This is a genomic window from Hahella sp. NS-SX17 (genome assembly GCF_057367735.1).
The window spans coordinates 5,947,846-5,968,525 of sequence record NZ_CM170632.1 but is presented as its reverse complement, the minus strand read 5'-3'; the positions used below and the strand labels follow the sequence as shown (position 1 = coordinate 5,968,525).

The 20,680-nt window shown below is 43.1% G+C and carries 20 protein-coding genes; 5 read left to right on the top strand and 15 right to left on the bottom strand.

Features of this window, described 5'->3' with window-relative positions; all coding sequences use genetic code 11:
- The first annotated feature begins 83 nt into the window (after positions 1 to 83).
- Complete coding sequence (locus AC2IBB_RS26620; RefSeq protein ID WP_486329729.1) at positions 84 to 407, top strand: PilZ domain-containing protein; 324 nt, start codon at positions 84 to 86, stop codon at positions 405 to 407.
- On the opposite strand, the gene tsaA is transcribed toward AC2IBB_RS26620, so the two are convergent.
- The 7 genes from tsaA to pilB form a co-directional block, all read right to left on the bottom strand.
- The gene (gene tsaA, locus AC2IBB_RS26615) at positions 397 to 1,116 is read right to left on the bottom strand and encodes a tRNA (N6-threonylcarbamoyladenosine(37)-N6)-methyltransferase TrmO (RefSeq protein ID WP_486329728.1); all 720 of its coding nucleotides are present in this window, start codon (positions 1,114 to 1,116) and stop codon (positions 397 to 399) included. The genes AC2IBB_RS26620 and tsaA overlap by 11 nt on opposite strands.
- Positions 1,117 to 1,125: 9 nt before the next feature.
- Positions 1,126 to 2,118, bottom strand: coding sequence for a hypothetical protein (locus AC2IBB_RS26610; RefSeq protein ID WP_486329727.1), 993 nt, complete (start codon positions 2,116 to 2,118; stop codon positions 1,126 to 1,128).
- A gap of 107 nt (positions 2,119 to 2,225) precedes the next feature.
- Positions 2,226 to 2,462 (bottom strand): DNA gyrase inhibitor YacG, encoded by a 237-nt coding sequence (gene yacG, locus AC2IBB_RS26605; protein ID WP_486329726.1) that lies wholly within the window; start codon positions 2,460 to 2,462, stop codon positions 2,226 to 2,228.
- Entirely contained in the window at positions 2,452 to 3,078 is a 627-nt protein-coding gene (gene coaE / locus AC2IBB_RS26600) for a dephospho-CoA kinase (protein WP_486329725.1), read from the bottom strand. Before coaE ends, yacG begins: the two co-directional genes overlap by 11 nt.
- Before the next feature lie 19 nt (positions 3,079 to 3,097).
- Complete coding sequence (locus AC2IBB_RS26595; protein WP_486329724.1) at positions 3,098 to 3,976, bottom strand: prepilin peptidase; 879 nt, start codon at positions 3,974 to 3,976, stop codon at positions 3,098 to 3,100.
- Between the two features lie 66 nt (positions 3,977 to 4,042).
- A complete protein-coding gene (locus AC2IBB_RS26590; protein ID WP_486329723.1) occupies positions 4,043 to 5,263 on the bottom strand; it encodes a type II secretion system F family protein in 1,221 nt (406 codons plus the stop codon).
- 3 nt (positions 5,264 to 5,266) lie between these two features.
- Positions 5,267 to 6,979 (bottom strand): type IV-A pilus assembly ATPase PilB, encoded by a 1,713-nt coding sequence (gene pilB, locus AC2IBB_RS26585; protein ID WP_486329722.1) that lies wholly within the window; start codon positions 6,977 to 6,979, stop codon positions 5,267 to 5,269.
- 318 nt (positions 6,980 to 7,297) lie between these two features.
- Between pilB and AC2IBB_RS26580 the strand changes: the two genes are divergently transcribed.
- From AC2IBB_RS26580 to AC2IBB_RS26565, 4 genes are all read left to right on the top strand, one after another.
- Complete coding sequence (locus AC2IBB_RS26580) at positions 7,298 to 7,771, top strand: pilin (protein ID WP_486329721.1); 474 nt, start codon at positions 7,298 to 7,300, stop codon at positions 7,769 to 7,771.
- Positions 7,772 to 7,832: 61 nt separating this feature from the next.
- Positions 7,833 to 8,279 (top strand): pilin, encoded by a 447-nt coding sequence (locus AC2IBB_RS26575; protein WP_486329720.1) that lies wholly within the window; start codon positions 7,833 to 7,835, stop codon positions 8,277 to 8,279.
- A gap of 125 nt (positions 8,280 to 8,404) precedes the next feature.
- Positions 8,405 to 10,282 (top strand): hypothetical protein, encoded by a 1,878-nt coding sequence (locus AC2IBB_RS26570; RefSeq protein ID WP_486329719.1) that lies wholly within the window; start codon positions 8,405 to 8,407, stop codon positions 10,280 to 10,282.
- Positions 10,279 to 11,151: a glycosyltransferase family 2 protein gene (locus AC2IBB_RS26565; RefSeq protein WP_486329718.1), complete on the top strand. Its 873-nt coding sequence runs from the start codon at positions 10,279 to 10,281 to the stop codon at positions 11,149 to 11,151. The genes AC2IBB_RS26570 and AC2IBB_RS26565 overlap by 4 nt, the downstream gene beginning before the upstream one ends.
- Here the strand turns inward: AC2IBB_RS26565 and AC2IBB_RS26560 are convergent.
- The 8 genes from AC2IBB_RS26560 to AC2IBB_RS26525 are packed head-to-tail and all read right to left on the bottom strand — an operon-like array spanning position 11,106 to position 20,612.
- The gene (locus AC2IBB_RS26560) at positions 11,106 to 12,302 is read right to left on the bottom strand and encodes a glycosyltransferase family 4 protein (protein ID WP_486329717.1); all 1,197 of its coding nucleotides are present in this window, start codon (positions 12,300 to 12,302) and stop codon (positions 11,106 to 11,108) included. The genes AC2IBB_RS26565 and AC2IBB_RS26560 overlap by 46 nt on opposite strands.
- Positions 12,295 to 13,257 carry a glycosyltransferase family 2 protein gene (locus tag AC2IBB_RS26555; protein WP_486329716.1) on the bottom strand — a complete coding sequence of 321 codons (963 nt, stop codon included), beginning with the start codon at positions 13,255 to 13,257 and terminating at the stop codon, positions 12,295 to 12,297. The genes AC2IBB_RS26560 and AC2IBB_RS26555 overlap by 8 nt, the downstream gene beginning before the upstream one ends.
- Positions 13,247 to 14,122 carry a glycosyltransferase family 2 protein gene (locus tag AC2IBB_RS26550; RefSeq protein WP_486329715.1) on the bottom strand — a complete coding sequence of 292 codons (876 nt, stop codon included), beginning with the start codon at positions 14,120 to 14,122 and terminating at the stop codon, positions 13,247 to 13,249. Before AC2IBB_RS26550 ends, AC2IBB_RS26555 begins: the two co-directional genes overlap by 11 nt.
- 12 nt (positions 14,123 to 14,134) lie before the next feature.
- Positions 14,135 to 15,472: a hypothetical protein gene (locus tag AC2IBB_RS26545; protein ID WP_486329714.1), complete on the bottom strand. Its 1,338-nt coding sequence runs from the start codon at positions 15,470 to 15,472 to the stop codon at positions 14,135 to 14,137.
- Positions 15,451 to 16,728 carry an oligosaccharide flippase family protein gene (locus AC2IBB_RS26540; protein WP_486329713.1) on the bottom strand — a complete coding sequence of 426 codons (1,278 nt, stop codon included), beginning with the start codon at positions 16,726 to 16,728 and terminating at the stop codon, positions 15,451 to 15,453. Before AC2IBB_RS26540 ends, AC2IBB_RS26545 begins: the two co-directional genes overlap by 22 nt.
- A complete protein-coding gene (locus AC2IBB_RS26535; RefSeq protein ID WP_486329712.1) occupies positions 16,725 to 17,864 on the bottom strand; it encodes a polysaccharide pyruvyl transferase family protein in 1,140 nt (379 codons plus the stop codon). The genes AC2IBB_RS26540 and AC2IBB_RS26535 overlap by 4 nt, the downstream gene beginning before the upstream one ends.
- Before the next feature lie 5 nt (positions 17,865 to 17,869).
- The gene (locus AC2IBB_RS26530) at positions 17,870 to 18,922 is read right to left on the bottom strand and encodes an N-acetylneuraminate synthase family protein (protein ID WP_486329711.1); all 1,053 of its coding nucleotides are present in this window, start codon (positions 18,920 to 18,922) and stop codon (positions 17,870 to 17,872) included.
- Positions 18,912 to 20,612 (bottom strand): cytidylyltransferase domain-containing protein, encoded by a 1,701-nt coding sequence (locus AC2IBB_RS26525; RefSeq protein ID WP_486329710.1) that lies wholly within the window; start codon positions 20,610 to 20,612, stop codon positions 18,912 to 18,914. The genes AC2IBB_RS26530 and AC2IBB_RS26525 overlap by 11 nt, the downstream gene beginning before the upstream one ends.
- Positions 20,613 to 20,680 lie beyond the last annotated feature (68 nt).

The window sequence follows — 20,680 nt, the reverse complement described above, 5'->3', positions numbered from 1 at the left end:
GTCCCGCTACCGTAGGCGTCAGTTGCTGTCCCGCCGCTTCTTCGCACTGTATGCAAAATATAAGCTGCGGCGGTGTTTGCTGTATGTCGCCAACGCCTTATGAGGTAGGGGAAAAAGTGATCGTGGTGATTGCTTTTGTACGTCCAACCTTCAGAACGCCAGCCCAGGTTATCTGGTGCAAGGCGGTGGATAACGGTTTTGAAATAGGGCTGCGTTTCATGAGCGAAAGAGACGCTTTCGCTGCCCGCATGGTTGAGCAGGTGTGCCATATTGAGCACTACAAAAGGGAGGTGCTTGCGACAGAAGGACGTCGTATGTCAGGAGAGGAAGCAGCGAGGGAATGGATTGAAAAATATGCGCCAGACTTCCCTGAGTTTGGCTCTGGCCCGGAAGTAACTACTCATTAACCTCTAGAGGCGCGACAGCGCTAATAAGCGCGTAATTGTCATAAACACGCCAGGAAACATTCAGGTCGTATAAAGCCAGGCCATAAACTTTTGTGTCCGCTTGGCTTTTTTTATAGCTTGGCCGTGGGTCCAGGCCGATGGTTTCAATAATGAGCGCTTGAAGATCAGGATACCTTGATTCATACCCGCGTATGCTGCGCTTAGCCTCCTCCGTAAAACGTACTTCCAGGCTGGGCCCAGGTCTTTCAACGGCGTAACCGCCACCAGCGTTTGCTATCGCGTCGACGTACGGAATGTAAGGCTTAATATCCAGCACCGGCGCGCCATCAACAAAGTCGCCTCCTTCCACACTGATGACTTGCAGGCCGTCCCGCTCCTGAACGGATAGTAGGCGTACGGCGGAAAGCCCGAGAGGATTGGGGCGAAAAGGGGAGCGAGAGGCGAATACGCCAACAGACTTGTTGCCGCCCAATCGCGGGGGGCGCACTTTGGGCTTCCAGCCTGAATCAGCGGTTTTGTGGAAGTGGAACAAAACCCAAACGTGGCTGAAAGCGGTCAGGCCAGACACTGCCTCTGCAGACGAAAACTCCGACGCAAGCACGATTTCCGTAACGGCATGTTTGATAAGCCCAGGTTGACGCGGCGCCCCGAACTTTTCAGGGAAGCAGGAACGGATATGGCCGATTGGGCGATAGGTTAGATCTGCCATCAAAGCCACTTACTCGGAAAAGATTATCTCAATCCCTAGCGTGAGCGAAGGGTTGGGTTTGAAGTTATCGTCTCTGGGAAACAGCAGCTCCGGCGTACTCTCAAGGAACAACCAGTCACTGTAAAGCCGCTGACGATAAGTGGTGTTTATGAAATAAGCGCTGGTGCGCGGGCTGGGGCGGCTCTCTCCCAGCCATCCCAACTGATGATTCATCGCTCGTTTTTCATCAATCTTTTGAGAAAGAGAAAAGACTTGCGCAAATTCCCAGCCGTCTCGATTGTCTACCCATTGAGCTTCCGACTTGGAACGGAAGAACCAACGGTCTGAAATGTCGTTCTCAAAGTAGAAGGCGCTGGTATGGCCCCAGCCTTCGGAGTGGTAATAATAAATCGACTCGTCTACCCGGAAGGCCCAAGTGTCAGAGAGCGCCCACTCTTTTTCTGCTTTTGCTCTGGCGAAGGGGTCCAGTGGGATTTCCAACTTCACCCCCAGGTCGCCTTTGAACTTCCACTCTTTCAGTGCGGCGACTAAACGAAAAAAACCGGTACTGGTGGTATTGGTGGTTTCGTCCTCCTTTAATACCCGGTTCCGGTTCTTTTCCGCCAATGTTTTGGTTTCATCCGGATCGTTTTCTATCACCAGTTTGAATCGGTCCTGGGTGTAAGGGAGATCCAGGCGGAATTTAAAGCGAGGTTCTGGATCAATGCCTTCTTCCTTTCGCCAAACGCCAAACAGGCCTACCTTCATGAAGCTGCCGTTGGCGCTCAGTTCGGCCTCTTTTCCGCCAAAAAAGCCATCTATATTGCGTCCCATAGAGCCAATCCGGTTTGACCAGGCGTTGCGCTGATCGACAATCCAGCTAAAGGAGCGCTCGCTAATCGTCTCATCCTGTGCTGCGGCTTCTTCTGGTTCTAATGGCTGAACCTCCTCCTCTAAAGGAGTTGGACGTTGACTTTCAATCGCTTCCTTTACTTCTTCTGCATAAGAAAGTGAGGCTGACATGAATTGAAGAGAGGAGGCGGCAAGAGCCGCACAAAGGGATTTGCACGCGAACGTCACCGGCTAATGCATCCTGATAAATGATTGGAAATGTCTATGGAGAGTGGTCGTCAATGGGAATCCTTTGGCCGCTCGTCTTCGGCTTCAGACCACTTGTCTTTCTCCTCGGCCTCTGGAATTCGGTATTCTTCGGACGCCCAGGCGCCCAAGTCAATCATCTGGCAACGCTTGCTGCAAAATGGACGAAACTCATTATCCTGAGTCCATGGAACTTTCTTTCCACATGTCGGGCAGTCCACTTTCAGGGATGTGCGAGTGGCTGAAGAGGTAGTAGTTTTATCGATCATGCTGCGCCAGTTCTAAATATGATTCATGCAACTTGACGACCTCCTGATTCAGGTGGGCCAAGTCCTTATCGTTCAGGATGATATCATCCGCATATTGGCGTTTATACTCTCTGCTGCTCTGAGTCGCAATAATCCGGCGGACCAGATCTTCACTATTTTGATCTCTCTTCATCGCTCTTGCGATTTGTACGGGCTCAGGAACATCAATGACCAATACACGGTCTACCAGTTCGCGTTGCTGAGTTTCCAGTAGCAAGGGGGATGCGAGAATACAGTAAGGCTCCTTGCACGCGGTTAACCAATTGCGAATACGCTGATTGATCAAAGGGTGCAGCAGGCCTTCAAGCCATTCCTTTTGTGCGGGGTCATGAAACACTAACTTGCGCAAGGCGATGCGATCCAAGGCGCCTTCCGCTGTAATCAGTGTTGAACCAAAATGGTCCGCAATCTGCTGCAGCGCGGATTCTCCGGGGGCCACCACATCACGCGCAACCTGGTCAGCGTCGATGCAGGGCGCGCCCAGGCTGATAAATTTGTCCATTGCAGCGGACTTACCGCTGGCGATACCGCCAGTAAGTCCGATGATTAATGACTTTTGTTGGTTTGAGTGCTTCATACACTGAAAGATACTGCGACTAAAGCGCAGGATACATCCCCAAATAGGCGGATACGATGTCATTCCCCCAGATCATAGCGATCCAGCCAGCGATCGCGAGAAAGGGACCGAAGGGGATAGGAATATTTTTATCTCTACCCAGGATAATGATCATTGCTATCCCAATAACAGCTCCAACCAGTGAGGAAAAAAGAATAATAAGGGGCAGCATTTTCCAGCCCAACCAGGCGCCCAGAGCGGCGAGCAGCTTGAAATCGCCAATGCCCATGCCTTCCTTGCCGGTCAAAAGGCGGAATAAGTGGTAAACAGACCAGAGTGCGAGATACCCTGCCGCAGCGCCAATCACTGCTTCAGAGAGAGGGGCGAAAGTACCTTGAACATTAATTAATAGTCCCGCCCACAAGAGGGGTAATGTCAAATTGTCGTAGAGGTACTTAGTGTCGAAATCGATCAAAGAAAGGGTGAGAAGAGTCCAGCTCAATCCTATTGCCGCTAATCCAGCCCAGCTCAACTTGAAGTAATAAATCACAATTACGGCAAGCAGAGCTGTAGCGATTTCTACCAGAGGATAACGGATAGAAATACCTGTTTTGCAGGACGAGCATTTGCCCCCTAAAACTATGTAGCTTAGGACAGGAATGTTCTCCCAGGCTCGAATTTTATGGCCGCATTTAGGGCAGGTGGACGCGGGAGTGGACAGCGTAATTTTGGGGGCGTTTTTTGCAGGAGGATCGCAGCCGAGAATTTCTGAACATTCGAACTGCCACTCCTGTTCCATGATTTTGGGCAGACGCAGAATAACCACGTTCAAGAAACTGCCGACAATCAGGCCGAAAACAATGACCGTAACATAAAGCAGTACGGGGTTATGATTAAACTGATTAAATATATCTAACATCGGTTATATGAGCACTATTAAAAAAAGACCTCGCAGGAGCGAGGTCTTTAAGGTATATGTGTTTGATTAGACCACGGAGCCCAATTGGAAAATGGGGAGGTACATACCTATAATTAGACCGCCAACTAAAACACCTAAAACCGCCATAATCATTGGTTCCATAAGAGCAGTAAGGTTGTCTACAGCATCGTCTACTTCAGCCTCATAGTGATCGGCGACTTTCTCTAACATGTCATCAAGAGCGCCTGACTCTTCGCCGATTGAAGTTAGCTGTATTGCCATAACAGGGAATACGCCTGTAGTTTTCATGCTGTATTGCAATTGTGTTCCCGAGGATACGTCGTCGCGTATCTTAATTACAGCTTTTCTGAACACCGCGTTTCCAGTGGCTCCGGCTACTGATTCCAAGGCGTCAACAAGCGGCACGCCAGCGGCAAAAGTCGTTGATAGAACCCTGGCGAAGCGAGCGACCGCTGACTTATGCAAGATGTCGCCCATGATGGGAAACTTTAATATATATTTGTCGACTGCATCGGAAAATGCTGGTGATCTTCGTCTAGCTTCACTGAAACCAAATAACAACGCAATAATGATGCCGAGAATGATGTACCAAGATGCCTGTAGGTATTCTGAAATATTAATAATCATTTGAGTAAAGGCGGGTAAGTCCGCGCCGAAACCTTGAAACAGGTCTTGAAACTGAGGCACGACTTTAACCAGCAATATACCTGTTACAATTACTGCGACAACAAGTACTGCAATAGGATATGTCATTGCTTTCTTGACTTTTTTCTTCAGAATCTCTGTTTTTTCGAGATACGTTGCGACTCGAGCCAGCATTGTTTCGAGAGCCCCCGATTTCTCGCCGGAATCGATTAGGTTACAAAACAGGTCGTCAAAGTACTTAGGATGCTTTTTCAGGGCTCCAGCAAAGCTATTCCCTGCTGCAACCTCGTTTTTAATATCTAAAACCAGCTCTTTTAGAGAGGCGTGCTCCAGCCCATCTGCGACGATATCGAACGATTGTACTAAAGGAACTCCGGCTTTCATCATCGTCGCCATTTGACGAGTGAATACGGCAATGTCAAACGGGGTTATCTTCTTGGTTCTTTTTCCTAAAATACTTTCTGCTTTCTTTTTGACCCTAGTGGGATTGATTCCTTGTTTTCTCAGCTGTGCTTTCACAAGGGCAACATTTGACCCGCTCGTTTCTCCCTTGGTCTTGTTTCCCTTTCGGTCAGTGCCTTCCCAGACAAAGGTTGAATGTTTTTGTGCTGCTTGGGCCATATTTTAATCCTTCGTTACCCGGTTTGCGTCTTCTAGGCTGGTTACGCCTTCAATAACTTTCCTCAGCGCCGACTGTCTGAGATTGCGAAAACCTTCTTTTTGAGATTGCTTAGCAAGCTCCAGTGAACTTGCTTCATTCATAATGAGCTCTTGCATAGGGGGAGTGACTCTCACTACTTCGTATATGCCTACACGGCCTTTATACCCACCTTTGCATTTATCACAACCTTTAGGGCTGTACAATTTAAAGCCCGTTTCAATTTGTGCATCTGTGAATCCCTCCTCCTTTAAAACTTCTTTGGGGACGGTGATCACTTCTTTACACTCCGCGCAGAGCCTTCTCGCAAGACGCTGTGCAATGATTAGGCTTACCGAGGTTGCAATATTGAAGGCAGGCACACCCATATTGCGTAGGCGCGTCAAGGTTTCTGCGGCGCTATTCGTATGAAGCGTTGATAGCACTAAGTGTCCTGTTTGAGCCGCTTTGATCGCGATAGACGCAGTATCTAAATCCCGTATCTCACCCACCATAACAACGTCTGGGTCTTGGCGAAGAAACGCTCGCAAAGCCGAAGAGAAGTCTAAACCGACCTTGGTGTTCACGTTAACTTGGTTAATGCCCTCCAAGTTGATTTCCACTGGGTCTTCTGCAGTAGATATGTTTCTTTCTGTTGTGTTCAGAATATTTAGGCCTGTATAAAGCGAGACAGTCTTACCACTTCCAGTAGGCCCGGTAACCAGGATCATGCCTTGTGGCTGAGCAAGAGCGTCCAGATACATTTTCTTCTGATCTTCTTCATACCCAAGGGCGTCTATGCCCAGTTTTGCGCTACTTGGGTCTAATATTCGTAAAACGATTTTTTCTCCCCAGAGCGTGGGGAGAGTATTCACGCGAAAGTCAATGGCTTTGGTTTTGGACAGCTTCATCTTGATGCGGCCATCCTGGGGAACTCTTCTCTCAGAAATGTCCAGTTGCGACATTACTTTTAAGCGCGCCGACAGTTTGGCTGCGAGTTTTATAGACGGCTTTGATACCTCATGCAATATGCCATCTGTCCTAAATCTGACTCGATAAGTTTTTTCGTAAGGTTCGAAGTGTACATCTGAAGCGCCACCCTTGATTGCATCCAACAGCATCTTATTGATGTATTTGACAATGGGCGCGTCATCTTGCTCCGTTCCTGCGTCATCCTCTTTGTCACTATCGTCGCCAGTTTCTATGTCAACATCTTCTAAATCGCCGCCGTCAATATTGCCCAGAGGCTGCTCTTGGGCTTCAAGATATTTTTCAATAGCCGAAGAAAGTTTGTCATCTTCGACAAGGACTGCATCAGTGCTTAGTCCTGTGTGGAATTTTATTTCATCAAGCGCCTGAAGGTTTGTAGGGTCGGCTAATGCCAAAAACAGCCTGTTACCTCTTTTAAATAAGGGCAAGGCGTGGTGCTTTCTTATTAGCTTCTCATCTACAATTTTTTCAGGTACTTGATCTAGGGCGACAGAATTTAGATCGATCAGAGGTACGCCAAACTCCGCTGATGCTGCGTAAGCCAGTTGAGTCGCTTTAGCCAATCCCTGTTGCACCAGATAGCTTACAAAAGGGAGTTTTGCTTTGCCTGCATTATTCTGTGCATCGCGCGCAGTGCTTTCTTCGATAATTCCGTCTTGAACAAAACGGCGTGCTAACCCTGTAAGGGGAGTGGTCATTTGAGTATTCATACTAAGGGGTCGACTAAAAAAATAAACATCCTTTCAAAAGTTTAGATTTAATTGGTTGAGTTGGAAAGTTGCATTGTAGGTTTTGTGCGGGGTGACAAAATTTGTCACCAACTGGCGATAATGGTCAGCACTTGTTTCACTGCTGAGATGTAAAGGTGGGGACATGTTGTCGTAGCGCTAGGCTATCTGCTTGAAATACAAGAAATAGCGTGGCTGGAGAGAAAGTTGGCACGCTGGCTGCTTTTAGTTTTCGCAAGGTGTCGGCAGTGGCCCCTCTAACAAGTTAAATAGTCGAAAGACGATTGAGGAGAAGAGTTGATGAAAAGCATACAAAAAGGTTTTACCCTGATTGAGTTGATGATCGTGGTTGCGATCATTGGTATTTTGGCTGCAGTAGCTATTCCCGCCTACCAGGATTACATTGCTCGCTCCCAGGTTAGTGAAGCTGTTAGCCTGACCTCTGCGGTAAAAGGGTCTATGGCTGAGGCGTTTCAAAATACTGCTGTGAGACCAGGGCTGAATGAAGTTGGCGCAGTTACTTCTGGTAAGTACGTCGCAAGCATGACTGTGGTTGACATCTCAACTAACCAGTGGGCGGTAGTAGCGACAATGAAAACTAATGGTGTAAATGCAAATATTGCGACAGCTACCTTTGCGACAGCTACCTATGACGGTGGTCAGCACTGGACTTGCGGTTCTGTAGCGGTTGAAAATGATGGTGCGACAGCGTTCACTGGCGCTTCAGCTAATACAACTGTTAATAACCAGTATCTGCCAAGCTCCTGTAAGTAACCGGTAAGCAGCTTTTGCTATAAGCCTCCCGTAGGGAGGCTTTTTAGTTGGAGGGACTGCATTGGCTAATCGTGAAAAAGGGTTTACCCTGATTGAGCTTATTGTTGTCGTGGCTATTATTGGAGTTATTGCTGCGGTTGCTATTCCGGGCTATACCGACTATGTGGCTAAAGGACAAGTTTCTGAAGCAATTACTTTGACAGAGGGGTTAAAAGTTAAAGTTGTAGAGTTTGTCCAGAGTAATGGTCGCCCACCTTCGACGTCTGAGGTGGTGGGTAGCTCAGTTGGAAAGTATGTGTCCTCTGTTACAGTATTCAGCCCTGCCATAGATCGCATTGTAATAATGGCTACCATGCAAACCTCAGGTGTAAGTCCGAATGTTAGCGGAAAAACGTTCGCTATAGTCACTGAGGATAATGGCCATAGTTGGAATTGTGGCGTATTGTCGCCTGTATCTAGCGCTCATACGTCTGTAAGTGAGCATTACTTACCAGCATCCTGTAAATAGCGGTATTAACTGCTATTCTGCTTTTGGCCAGTAATTTTTTTACTTTTATACTGGCTTTATCCTCCTACCTGATTGTGAATAGTTGATACTGAATGATAAATAATAGGCTGTGTTTCTTTATTCTCATGGCTCTGAGTGTTGGGCTGCTTCTGTTGTTTTATATAGGGGCGGAAGGTGGTATCCCTATATTAGACGATCAGCATGTGCTGCAGAGATTAGCTGGCTCGGAAGGAATGTCATGGCTGGATGGCTTTCTTCACTATACCTCTGGTGATGTTGGAGACTTAAAACGCCCAGTTTCCTACTTGTCTATCTATCTTCAGCGTGGCTCGCTAGAACAAGGGTTGCTTCCTTTTAAATTGTTCAACATTGTGCTTCATGCGCTTAATGGGCTGTTGGTATTTTGGCTTGCACGAAGATTGATGCTGATAAAGCTTCTGCCTAATACCGCCAATGTAGTTGCTATTGGGTGCTATGTTCTCTGGTCATTTGCCCCTATTCAAGTGTCAACGGTGCTCTACGTTACGCAAAGAATGGCCGAGTTATCAGCGTTTTTCACATTCTCGGCTCTAATCCTTTGGACATACTTCAGAGAAGCTCAAGGAGGAGTTAAGCAAGCAGGAGCTCTGTTTCTTGGTGTTGGGGGGCTTACTGTTTTGGCGACTTTGAGCAAAGAGAATGGCTTCTTGACAATTCTTTTAGTCCTCGTGTTAGACCTGACTGTTTATCATAAGGCGCCAAAAAGTAAAGTCTATCAGACATGGGCGCTTCTCGTTATTTATGCTGGCCTTGCCATCTTTACACTTCATATTTTGCTTAATGCAGATAAATATTTTGTAAGAGGCTTCTCTGGGCGTGACTTCGATGTATATGAGCGTGTACTGACAGAAAGTCGTATTCTTGTAGAGTATGTGCTGAAGTTTATTTTTCCAAGCTCTTTTCAGTTCGGTGTTATTAATGAAGAGGTAGCAATCTCTAAAGGGCTATTGAGCCCAATTAGTACACTTTTCTGCTGTATAGCATGGGTGGGAGTAATTGCTGGTGCTTGGTTTGCTAGGCGCAAAGCACCTTACTTGTCGTTTGCCGTTTTCTTTTTCCTTGGCGCTCACTCTATGGAGTCAACAGTTCTCTCGCTAGAGCTGTATTTTGAGCATAGAAATTACGTCCCCACATTTAGCTTGTCGCTTCTTATTTCATATGCAATTGTATGTCTCATCAAAAATAAGGCTGTTAGTGATAAAGTAAAAGCCATTGCCGCTGCGTCTGTGATTGCTTACTTTTCCTTAATAATTTTAATTGCAAAAAACGAGGCTTTGCTGTGGTCCAAGCCTGTGCAGCAAGCCCTGAGATGGTACCAGCAAGCACCATTGTCCCAGAGAGCCTATTCCCACCTCGGGTCAACGCTTTTTCGGTTCGGACTTTACAAAGAAGGGGCTAACTTTTATAAGGGAACCCACCAGGATTTTCCCGATGACCCAACAAAAGAATTGCTGTGGTATGAGCTAGTTTGTGTTGATAGTAGTTTACCTGCACCAGATATGGAAGAGTTTTTGAGTAAGGCTCATAAAGCTAAATTCTATAACCAAACTATTGTGCTACTGAATGCTTTGCTGGATCTAAAGGAGCAAGGCCATTGTGATAATATCGCGGTAGAAGATCTTAACTTAATTGCGGATGCTTTCTTGACTAACCCTAGCTACAAGCGGAGGTATAGATCAATTTATGTTTATAAGTCTCGATTGAGCCAGTATGTAAATGATATGTCTGAGGCGGCAAATAATTTAGAGAAAGCAATTTCTATCCACTGGCGATTAGATATTGCATTAAGCTTGGCGGAGAAGTATCTTTTTCTAAGGGAAGTGGAGAGCGCTGAGAAGTTAATTGAGGATATTGAAAGGTACTGCTCTGGCTTGGTGTTGAGCTGCAATAGTAACTCTAAAGATATTGCCTATTTGCATCAGCTATTGAAAAAAATGAGAGACAAAGATAAGGCTTTATTATGATAAGTGTAGTAATACCTGCTAAGAATGAGCTGGCTAACCTAAAATCGCTGCTCCCTGAACTATTAGCCTCTCATCCTGGTGTTGAAGTTATAGTTGTAGACGATGGTTCATCAGATGGTACAACAAGCTATTGTATCGAGCTCGGGATAAGCGTGGTCACCCATAAGTATAGCAAAGGCAATGGTGCGGCTATTAAGGCGGGAGCAAGGGCGGCTGCCGGCGACACTCTTGTATTTATGGATGCGGATGGGCAACATTCTCCAGCTGATATTAAAGTACTTCTGAACAAGCTTGACGAGGGTTATGACATGGTAGTTGCGGCAAGGTCCCGTGACTCTCAAGCAAGCTTGGGCCGCTATCTTGCGAACACGCTCTATAACAAGCTGGCCTCTCTTATGGTTGATCAAAGAGTTGAAGACTTAACTTCTGGCTTCAGAGCTGTTCGGGCCGATAAGTTTAAGCAGTTCCTCCATTTGCTGCCTAATGGGTTTTCTTACCCTTCAACCATAACAATGGCCTTCTTCCGAATGGGGTACTCAGTAGGATACCAGAAAGTGAATGTTGGGCAGAGGGAAGGGAGAAGTCATATAAGGCCGCTTCACGACGGGTTTCGCTTTCTTCTAATTATTTTTAAGATTGGTACGCTGTACTCACCGTTAAAGTTTTTTGTTCCTATTAGCCTCTTTTTCTTTTTTACAGGGCTTGGTTACTACAGTTATACATACTATAACTTCCATCAATTTACTAATATGAGTGCTTTGCTCTTAGTAACTAGTGTCATCGTATTTTTGATCGGGTTAGTTTCTGAACAAATTTCTGGGCTTCAATACTCGGTAGGCGAATCTGAGAGAGGTAATAATTCTGAGTAAATTTTTTTGTATAGCTTTGCTGTATTTTTCCAAGAGAATGATGCAGCTTTTTCTCTTGCGCGACGGGACATATCTGATCTTAGCGAAGGAGTTTGTAGCAAAGCCTCTATATGTTCTCTTAGCTCAGAGTCTGAGCCTCTTGAAAATATAAATCCATTTTCACCACTCTCAACCAAATCTGTTGCTGCCGGATAGTCGGCGAGGATAGGAACATTGCCGCAAGCCATACCTTCCAATACTGCCAGCCCTAATCCCTCATGATTAGAAGCCTGGACAATAATATGGGTATTTTGGAGGAGTCTACAGAGCTCTGAGTGGCTGAGGTGACCGTGTATGGTAACGTAATTATTTAGTTTTAATCTTTCTATTTCGCTTATCAGCTTTTCCATCTCTGGCCCTAATCCTGCAAAGTGAAGACGAACCTTATCTTTCTCTGCTATTAGTGAAAAAGCTTTAAGTACAAGAAGTGGATTCTTTTCTTCTACCAGCCTACCTACACATATGATGGAAATTACAGAATTTTGTTTATGGGGAGGCGTGTGTAGAAAGAAATCATCTATCCCCATCGGCGCTGTTATTACATTATTAGCTCGATTTAATAACTGCTGAATCTCTTCTGTTATCGGATTGCTCACTGTTGTAATTATATCAAACTTTCGTAGAACTATTCTTTTGAAGCTGGACAAAAAGCGGGAGCTGCTAACTCTTTGGTCGGTGCCGTGGATAGTCAAAATGAGTTTTGTATTCTTAGGTAACGCCCAAGAACAAGCCCATAAGCTAACTCCTTGAGGAATTAGCCAGTGTGCATGGATGATACTGAATTTCTTAGTGTGAGCTAGCTTAATGATATTGAATACTTGAGCTAATACAAAGAAAGGGATTAAAAATGAAAGATGTGGGTTTGCCTTGATATTAGGTAGAATGCCGGCGCCATAAGCTAGTCTTTCCAGTTTTTGTGGGGCATACCTATAGCGGACTATCTCTACTCCATTCATACATTCTTGCAGTCTCGCCCCGGTATGATGTGGCGCCAATACAGTTGAACGAATTCCGCTCTTTTTTAATTCCTTAGTAAGGTCAAAGATAAATCGAGGCACTGAGTCACGCTCGAATCTAGGGAATGTCGAGGTAAGCACTAAAACTTTAGTCATGTTCTTTAAATATACTCGATTTTCTATCTAGTGTTCCCTTGAAGTAACTAATTGCCAGTGCTATCTTGACGAAATGCTTTTTTATAAAGTATGGAAATAATGAGTTTAAGATTATGATATCCAGAAAGAATATCAGGACGGAGGAGAAGGGCGCAAATAGTTTTAGTATTGCCCGGGAGAGGTCAGATATAAACTCCGCATCAAATTTGGCGTAAACGGTCTCTCTGTAGGCTTCGGGGTGTTGGTTAAAAAAGATCACACTTGACTCTTTCCCCGCCACGTAAAATTTTTCGCCCATACCCTTTACAGTAAAGCCGTCGATTGTGTGTGTTGCGATACAATCTGGAGCAACTACCATGCTTTGGTCGCCATATTCGTCTATCAGCCTGGAAATTAGGTCTCTATCTTCAAAGCCATATGAGTGGTAACGACTAGAAAAGTATCCAACTTTAACTAAGGCCGTCCTTGTTATGGAGAAATTGGCTGTGGTCTGGTTCTTTACTTTACCTGATCTCCTTTCGTTATATATATCCTTTAAGTATCTTGCCCAAAAGCCAGATTCCTTGCAAGAAGATGTAGTTAGGCCGAAGCAAGCGATTTTTCCATATTGAAGCAATGGGTTAATTAAGTCATTCAAGGCGTGTGGGGTATTCCATTGGCAGTCACAGTCCAGGACGACTATGAATGATCCACTTCCTGCTTGCACGCCTGTGTTAATGGCTGAGCTTCGGCCTTTATTCTTTGAGTGTTGAATGATGTTGAGAGGAATATTTCCAATATATGACTTAAGGTACTCATAAGATCTATCTGTGGAGCTATCATCTACAGCAATAATATTGATCCTATAAGAATCGTGATAGAACTTCTGGCTACCTATTGTCTTAAGGCATTCTAGAATATGCGCCTCTCCGTTGAACACGGGTATCACAATGTCAATATTTATACTAACCTTCATGACCTTTTGCTAATGTGCTTACTATCTTGTTATGGATGGTTGGGTAACGGGATAGGAAATACAGGCTTGTAAGTCTTTTCAAGTTGCTAATGGACTTGGTGTGCTTTAATGCTTCAATAAATCCAATTTTCACTTTTCTGTTATATAAATCATTTATTGATTGGCAGTTTTCTTCGTAAGGCGATAGAGAGTTATGATGCTTCTTTATAAATTGCAAATAGCCTTGATAAGCTTTGCTTGATGTAGATATGCGTGTGAGCTCACTTTCTTGATCAACAATATAAGAGCTGCCCTCTAACCTAAAGCCTGGTCCAAAAGACTCGATTAAGCGTAACTTTAAGTCATAATCTTGCCATGCATCTAAAGATTCATCAAAGCCGCCTATTTTTATAACTTTTTCTCTCTCAGTGAAAACTTGTATGCCAGAATAGTTTTGTATTTTTATATCATGAAGGGTTATGAGTTTAGAGGAGGACGAGTAGAGTGTTGTCTTTCCATTGGAATAAGTTCCGTGGCTGTCACATACAAAACTATAATTTTCACTATACTTGGCCGCTAGCTTCTCAACTCTATTTTCTGTGAAGAAGTCATCATCGTCCAGATAAGTAATGAACTTGGATTTTGAAAGTTTAGTGGCTTGATTCCTCGCTTTGCAAGCCCCAAGAGAACTCTGGTTTATTAGTGCGACTAGCTTCCCTTTTCCTTCAAGTAGTTTAAGGTAGTCAGGGGTTCCGTCACTAGAGCCGTCATCAACTACTATAATTTCTATAGATGGATAGGTTTGATTAGTGGCCGAGCTTAGGGCTCTCTTAAATAGCTCTAGCCTATTCTTTGTTGTAATAACAATACAGACTTTTGGTAACATGTGATATGGGTGTTAGTCTAATTTTTGTGAGTTTAGAAAACTATCTAGTGTTATTGCTTTACCTGTCGAAAGTAGTGGTCTCATGTACTCACAGCCAGGAAGCTCCATAATGATAGGCTTTGAGTCTAAATCTATACCTTCAAATATTGCCGTAGAAAAGACCCCGATATGATACTCTGAGGTGGCCAGTAGCTCGTATAAATCACAGTCAGTGTGGAATGTCACGTTATGATATTTATTTAGTTGTAAAAGTTCTGGCTGATTTTTCCATCTATTATACTCTGATGGGTGCAGCTTATAATGTAGCTGGTAGTTATGGAAACGCTCTATGTTATATAAAATACATTTTGCAATAGAGCTGGTTAGGGCTCCCTGTGATAGGATTACTATTCTTCCAGGAGTCTTATCTAATAGACTATATCTTTTTTTAATTCTATCAAAGTACGGGAATCCGTAGGGTTTTATTTTGCTTCTTGCTATGGGGAAGTCTATTCTATTTTTCCAAAATCTATTCCATGTGTATATTTTGTTTGGATAGTAAGGTGGAGTGAAGATAGAGTCAGGATAACTGTAACCTAAGTGGTATTCGCTTATAGTACCATGTTGAAGCTCTATTGATTCTATATTTAAAGATCTGGCTGCAGAAATAACAGATGCGTAGTCATAAGCAACTACAATATAAAGCTTTTTTGGAGATATTTTTTTTAATATAGTTGAGAATAGAAAGTGCTCTATTTTGAATTTTATTAAACTTGAAATTAATATCTCTTTGAAGTCATGATTGGTGTTGAAGTGCTCCTTTAGTGATTTTGAAATTTTTGAAACAGAGTCTATAGATTTACTCTTTAAGAAGAATATGACAGGGAGTTTGGAAGCTAGTCCGGAAATTAGGTATATCCAGTCTACATATAGACGTCTTTCATCGTGCTCTTTGTCAAAGTTATTGTTGTAAGATGTGCTCAGTAATGTGGCGCTTCTTCTCTTTAGCTGCTCTGTAGATAAATAATATGTATAAATATCCACTTTTTTCCCATTGATATCTTTGTGGCGAGGATGCTCAAATACGCATAGCTCAGACCTTCTTAGTGATGCCCTGATACTCTTTAGCGCCTTAAATGTGTACTTCAAGGAAGACCATATTCGTTTTGCGATTGGCCCATCTTTTTTGCGAGAGCTGGGGTCCTCAAGTATATTGAATTGTTGACATAAAGAATAATATATCTTCATCCTCGCTGCAGCCCAGTAGTAAACCCCTTCTTCATTAAGGTTGTTTAAGTGATATCTTTTTTCGGCACTCCATATGGCTTGGCAGAGGGACTCAACGGAGTTTATTTTACTTTTAGTGTCCATGGCATAGGTACGGATCTATTAACGATAAAGAATAACATTACTGTGACGACTGTATATGAAATGAGTGTGGAGTAGGCGGCTCCAACAATTCCAATATTTGGGACCAGGATTATGTTTAAGATAATGTTTATGATGCCAGATGAGACGGAAACAGCCGACAAAGCGACAGTTTTTCCTTTGTGTACCAAGAATGGAAATAATAGTTTATAAAGGCCATATGAAAAGAATGAAATCGAAATGGGAAGTAGTATATTCTTGGCTTCTATATAGCTCTTGTGAATAAAGTTTTCTATAAAAATTAATCCGAATATATAGCTCAATAGTGAGACTGTTAAAAAAAGGCTTATCAAAAAGTAAATGTACTTCGTGATTAATTCTTTGTTGGAGTCAATGTTTTTGTAAAAAAATGGGGACCACGCTAGTATTAGTGAGTCAATGATAATGTTTGTAATGGACGCTACCTGATAACCTAGTGAGTATATGCCCACGTTAGACTCGCCTAGATAGTGGCTTATTATTAATCGATCACTGTATGTGATGATTGAACTGGAAATAGAGTGGGGTATTAACGTGACTCCAATAAAAAGAGCGCTTTTGATTGTTGACGTCTGCAGCGAAGAAAAAGATAGTCGCAGTAAATTTGACTTGTATAGACTGGTGATCCCAACGAGGGATAAGGCTGCTGTGGATAGTAGGTTTGCTATGGCTACTCCCTCCCATCCATGAGAATATATCGATATGAGTATTATGGATATGCTGGCGTTAATGATAGTTCTGGCGACTTCGGATAGTCCATATTTTAGTGCTTTTTCCTGGTTTCTATAAACGGAAAGATTAATTTGATTTATAGCTAGAAAACCGCAAATAATAGGTGTTATTGTTAGCCAACTAGAGCCAATAGGTTCCCATATGGAAAAGTTGGTCATTGAAATGAAAAAATATATGAAAGTGAACATCGTAGTTGATGTTGTCAGAAGAGCTAACATGCAGGTTATCAGCTTTGCTAGTGCTTCATTGTCCAAGGCGTAGAAGTTTCGTGTTATATGGGTAGGGAGGTTAAGCCCAACTATTGGTGTGCTAAATGATACAAAAACTTGAAAAATTGCCAAGGCACCATATTGGGCAGTTGTTAAGTGCTCAGTAAAATAGGGAATTAGTAGAAATGGAATTGCCTTGTTAATTATATTGGCTGCTAGGTAAAAAATAGTGCTTCTAAACAATGGAGAGCTACTCTTTTTGTATGACCAGAAGTTCATGGTAATTGATCTAAAAAGCTCTTCATAAATTCAAAATGCGTACGAAGGTTGTTGGCGACTTGTAATGTTCGCTGACTTTTAGCATTTTTCTCATATGCTAGATTAGCCTGAATCTCGCCCCACAACTCTGATTTGGCTTGGCGGCTTATTATGCCTGATGCTTTGAGTGCCTTATGGACAAGCCCTTTTCCTTCTTCTTCATAGGCGTTTAAGACCATACCGCCCATAACATCTTTCATGTTAATAGCTCTACCATCTTCCGCTAAGAGCAGCGATGGCTTTCCAAGGCTTGACATGAGTATGTGGGCGTGAACCCTATAACCAACATGAAGTGAGCAGCCACTATAAAGGGCTAACATTTGCTCGGCTGAACCAGATACGTCTACGTATTCTATTTTATGCGCCTTTAGCCACTCAATAAGTTTGAGTTGTTGCTCGTATAAACGAATATTAGGACTGTGCGTATTTAGGAATTGGGGGGTGGTAGAGTGATGGAAGGCTACTTTTACGGACTGACTTAGGTGTGTAGTTAATTGATATATAATCTCTTGTGCTTGAAGTAGCATACCTGTTTCTCTCGCGAAGTTGACGCCCAATGAAAAGATTATGCTGTTAGATGATGAGTTTTTTGATAGTGTTTGACCTTCGTGTAAGTAAAAGGCGGGGCAACCAGTTGTAATAAAATTATCATATCCGTATGTTTGCACTACAAGCCCTGAATAGTAATCCCTCAGGCTACTTTGATAACTTTCTCCGTTAATTCTTACTAATAGTTCGTGAGTTTGCTTTGTTAGAGGGTAACGATGAGGCGCCTCTGGATAGGTCGACTTAGGTTTAGCACCTATCCCCATTGTAATGATAGGTGCTTTTATATCTTTAAGATTTCTAGTTAATGGGTATATGCATGGGTACATCTGCGGTTGTAAGGCTGGGCCACCCAGAAGAATTAACGCGCAGGACTCATTAACCAGACGCAATCGTTCTTTGTTTAGCGGCTCCCAAGCTGGAACTGTGGTGAAAGTTCGATCTGGCCTGTGTTTATTGAGAAGATAAAGCCCTGCCTTTTTAATCAGATAATCGCCTGAATTGTTCTTGTCGCCGGTGAGTACGACATAATTGTTTTTTAGATTGCTCATGAGCACTATTCGAAATGAGGCCAAGTAAGTGGTTCGTCGTTATTTATGCTCGCCCGCATTTTTTTTCCAACAACCTGATCCCAGAAGATGGGGCTTATGCCAAGGCCGGGACGTTTTGCAATAATATCATTTTCTGTAATAGTTTCACCGGCGTTAATATCTCTTGAAGCATAGATAGACCTGCGAGCATTTTCCCTGGCTGACTGCTCTAGATTCAGGTCTTTTACTCCATTGCCATATAAGTTGCGATAAACGATGAGCCTTGAGACGAAATTCTTTAGATCGGTTTTGTCCATCGCATGGTAGTGGTCATTGCCTGGTAGACTTTTATCATAGGTAAAGTGTTTTTCTATAATTAACGCGCCCGACATGACTGCAACCTCAAGAGCTGGCATACCTTCAAAGGGGGTGACATGGTCTGAGTATCCTATGCAGTGCTGTTGGAATATTCTGGAAAGATAGGGAACCATGGATAGCTGTGCGTGCTCTATTGCTGTTGGGTAGTTTAGTACACAATGTAAAAGAGCGATTTGTTTTGCTCCTGACCTCCTAAGTTCCTCGACGGCAAATGCGATTTCAGGTAATGACGCTGCCCCAGTTGAAACAACAACCGGTTTTTTGCATGCACCGATTTTACGAATTAACGGTAAGTTTGTAATATCTGCTGAAGCTATTTTGAAAGCTGGCATCAGGTTCGATAAAAAGTCTACAGACTCAAGGTCGAAAGGAGTGGATAGGAAGTCTATACCTACCTTGCCACAGAAGTGTGAAAGCTCTGTATACTCTTTTTCCCCGAAGCTGTCGTACTTTTGGAAAAGCTTATATTGGCTCTGGGTTTTCTCCTTGCTGGTATCCCAGTATGCCGGGCTATGTTTAGCTGAGAGCTTTTCTGCCTTATAGGTCTGAAATTTTGCGGCATGGGCTCCTGCCTCTTTTGCGTCCATAATTAACTCTTTAGCTTTTTCTATAGAGCCTTCGTGGTTTACGCCAATTTCAGCAATGATATAGGGGGAAAGAAATTTAGGGCTGAAACCGCCAATGCTAAACTCATTGCTCATTTTTATTCTCATTGTTCAGTAGGTTAAGTATTTTATTGACAACTAACGATTTTCCTTTGGTCAGGTCAATCTCTTCTAATGATCGAATCATTGCATTAACACTGTCAGAGTTTGTTAGAAGATTTCTTATTACACTTTTTAACTCTGCATCTGTTAAAGTCGAGCCTAAACCCATATTAATTATTCCATTATTTTTTCCAAGTAAAAAGTGGCTGGCTTCTCTATTGTTCTGGCAGATAGTAATGGTTGGAATTTTTAAAGACGCAAGCTCAAGAACAGTTCTTCCCCCGGATGTAAGGGCTAAGTCTGAATTGTTCATGTAGTGAGAGATTCTCTTTGTGTGCTTCACTAGTTTTATAATTATGCGTTCTTTGCTGCTTTTAAGGTAATTGTTAAGTTCTTCGTTGTGTCCGTAGCCTGACCCGATAATGATGGTTATATGGACTTCCAGATTTGGGGGGATAGTAGCTTCAAGTATTTTAAGTGCTCGGAGAGTGATGTTGTTCTCGTCAACGCCGCCGAAAGTGAGTAATATTGACTTTATTTTTCCTGTTTTCTCTCTGGGGCGAGTGTGGATGAACTCATCCCTCAAGCAGAAGTAGGTAGGTCCAGATAATATATTTGAAGTGCTTTTTTCAGCTGGATATAGTGCGTTAAATACGAGGTGTGCAGCGTTTGCGCCTGGCCCTAAGTCTTCGAAGTTAACTACCTTTATGCCCCTATCTTTTATGCTCTCTATATATTCGAGAGACGTATCGAGTATATCGTTGATTACCATGTCCGGATTGTGCTCAATCACCTCTGATGTGAGTCTGTGCTTTGGGACACAGTATAGTGGGTAATTGTTCTCCTTTATCAGCTGTTTAGCTATGGCGTCGTCTTCTGTAATGATGAAGGATACCTCATGTTTTACAAGTTCGTTGGCAAGCATTAAGCTTCTGTATATATGCCCTGTGCCAGTGTTTTTATTTCCAGTGACGACAAAGGTGATTCTTTTTCTTTTTAATATACTCTCACATAAGAAAAGGTCGGTTACTGTGTCGATATCAATGCTAATATTTGGTGGTGTTATATAAAGAGAGACTTTTTTTCCTATTCTAGTTCCTTTTTCCATTACATCTCTTCTACAAGCTATTATTGCCCCTGTTTCTTTGTATCTAGGGGGGAGTTGTTGCCTGTTTACTCTTTCCAAATATTCTGGAATATAGTTATTGTTTTTTGTTGTCCAGCAAAGGTGGCGATCATCTGTTGCGCTAAGTATTGTGTCATAATCGCTTTTACATAAGCTTTCTATGACTTGATCAATATCTAAAGGTCGAATTAGCGGCGAGGTTGGCTGAACTGTTATAACGAAGTCGAAGTGGATGCTATCTTCTTTTTCTATATTTTTAACTGTTTCAATTATTACAGGGTCAAGTGTAACTTTGTCTCCGCCCAGAGAGCTACTTCTTAGGTGAACTTTGGCTCCAAACTTTTCTGCTAGCAGAGCTATTTCATCATCATCTGTACTAACAACTACATAGTCTAATAGAGGTGAGTTCAAGCAACTATTTATCGCATAATAGATAAGTGGCATCCCAGCAAGTGGACGGAGATTCTTTCGAGGGATGCCCTTCGAGCCTCCTCTAGCAGGAATAACAGCAATTGTCGTTTTTTTTGTAGTGGGCGAGTTACGCTGTGTTATGTCCAAGTCTTTACCTTTTTACGAATAGGAAAGTCAAAAAGCCTGTTTAACATTATAAATGGCGGTGGATATAC